This is a genomic window from Humidesulfovibrio sp. (assembly GCF_035560995.1).
Classification (GTDB): domain Bacteria; phylum Desulfobacterota; class Desulfovibrionia; order Desulfovibrionales; family Desulfovibrionaceae; genus Humidesulfovibrio.
Map to the genome: position 1 here is coordinate 1 of NZ_DATMYK010000348.1, position 2,046 is coordinate 2,046.

A 2,046-nucleotide genomic window follows, 5' to 3' on the forward strand; every position below is an offset into this window, starting at 1 on the left:
GGGGGCCGTCGGTCAAAAGCTTGCGGGCCTTGCGCGTCAGCTCCTCGAAAAGCGAGGCCGTCCAGGGGTTCCAGGCGCGGGGCCCGGTGGACTGGCTGTCGGCCACGGCCAGGAGGTGCAGCATGTCCAGGCGTTCCACGCTGCCGCAGATTTCGGCCACGCCCGCGGCCACGGATTCGTCGGCCAGGTCGCGCCGGGTGGCGATCTTGGGGATGAGGAGGTGCTGCTTGACCAGGAAGGCCACATCGGCCTGTGTGGCCTGGTCCGCGCCCAGGCGGCGCAGGATGTCCGTGGCCAGATGCGCGCCGGAACCGGAGTGGTCGCGGTCCGGCTTGGTCAGGTCGTGGCAGAAGCCCGCCAACAGCAGGCGGTCGAAATGCGGCAATTCTGCCGCCTGCCGCCGCAGTTCCGGCGAAAGGTCGCCCGTGGGCGCGCCGCCGCGCGCTTCCGGCTGCATGGCGGCCAGGGCGCGCACCACTTCCAGGGTGTGCTTGCCCACCGGGTGAATATGGAAGTCATCGAACTGCACCAGGTGCTCCACCGGGGCGAACTCCGGCACCAGGGCGCGCATGAGCCCGGTGTCGAGCATGGACTGCAGCGCCGTGGCCACGGCCGGGGCGGTGTCCGCCTGTGCGGGCTGGTCTTTTTCCGGCTTGCTCTCCGGCGCGGGCGCGGGGGCGAAGAAGCGCTTGAGGGCCTTGGCCAAGCCCCCGGCCTCCGGCCTGGGCGGCGCGGCCTGGGGCGGGCTGCTCTCCGTGGGCTGGCCCGAGGCGCGGAAAATCTCGATGAGCGCGGGCAGGATGCCCGGCAGCGTGGCGAAGGCGGCGCGCTGCTCCGGGTCGGCCAGGGCGGCGCGGGTGGCCCGCAAGGCCGACCAGCACACGGGCCGGGCCTGGCGCGCGGCAGCCACGTAAAGTTCAAGGATCAGCGCCGGGTTTTTCGCGGCGGCTTCGGGGTCGCGCAGGGCCATGCCCGTAGGGCCGCAGTAGATCTCCGGCGAGGCTGCGGCGGGCTGCGGGCAGGCTTCGCCGCGCGCTTCCATGCGCGGCGGGAAGGCCTCCATCCAGCAGGCTTGGCGCATGGCCCGGATGCGCGTCATGCTCTGGTGCAGGCTCGAGAGGAAGGCCTCCACCGCGAGGCCCGTGGCCAGGGCGGCTTGGCCAGCAGTCTGCACTTCGCCGGGCTGGGCCGGGTCCGCTCCGGTGAAGCCGAGGGCGCGGGCCACCTGGGGCTGGAGGTCGAAATTCAGGCGGTCGGTCTTGCGCCTGGCCGCCAGGTGCAGGGCCGTGCGCGCGGCCAGCACAAAGGCGTAGTCCTCTTTCAAAAGCGCGATGTCCGCCGGGGTGAAGGGCGCCGCCGGGCCGTCCTTCAGGGCCGGGTCCACGCGCAGCAGCCAGTGGATCTGGTGCACGTCGCGCAGGCCGCCCAGACCGTTCTTGAGGTCCGGCTCCAGCAGGCCGCTGGAGTCGCCGTATTCGGTGCGGCGCGCGGCGTTGTGCGTCAGCACCCATTGGCCAAAGGCGCCCGCGTAGCCGGCCAGCACACGGGCGGTGAACTCCGCCTCCATGCGCGCCACGATGCCCTCGTCCCCGGCGATGCGCCGCGTGTCCAAAAGCGAGGTCAGTACCTGGGTGTCCTCCCTGGCCAGGCGGAAGCAGTCGGCGCAGGCGCGCACGCCGTGGCCCAAGTCCAGCCCCAGGTCCCACAGGGGGTGGAAGAGCCCGCGCGAAAGTTCGTCCGCGTTCTTGGGGATGGCGTTTTCGTACAGGGCCAGCACGTCCACGTCCGAGGCCGGGCAGAGTTCGCTTCTGCCATAGCCGCCCACGGCCACCAGGGCGAAGGGCGTGGCGAAGAGGTCCGGCGCTTCCGCGCGCAGCTCTTCCAGGCGCTCGCGGAAGTAGGCGTCCATGAGTGCGGAGCTTGCGGCCGGGTAGCCCGCCAGGTCACCCGCCTGGGCGGCCTCGGCCAATGCGAGGCGGCCCTGCCGCAGCCGTTGTGCGGCTGGCGGCAGGGCCGGAGTGTGTGCGCTCGTGTCGTCCACGGAGG

The 2,046-nt window shown here is 72.2% G+C and carries 1 protein-coding gene; it reads right to left on the reverse strand.

Annotation, left to right across the window (positions count from 1 at the left end):
- Positions 1 to 2,046: hypothetical protein (locus VN419_RS13840; RefSeq protein WP_325647803.1), on the reverse strand; the 2,046-nt coding region annotated here is incomplete at both ends.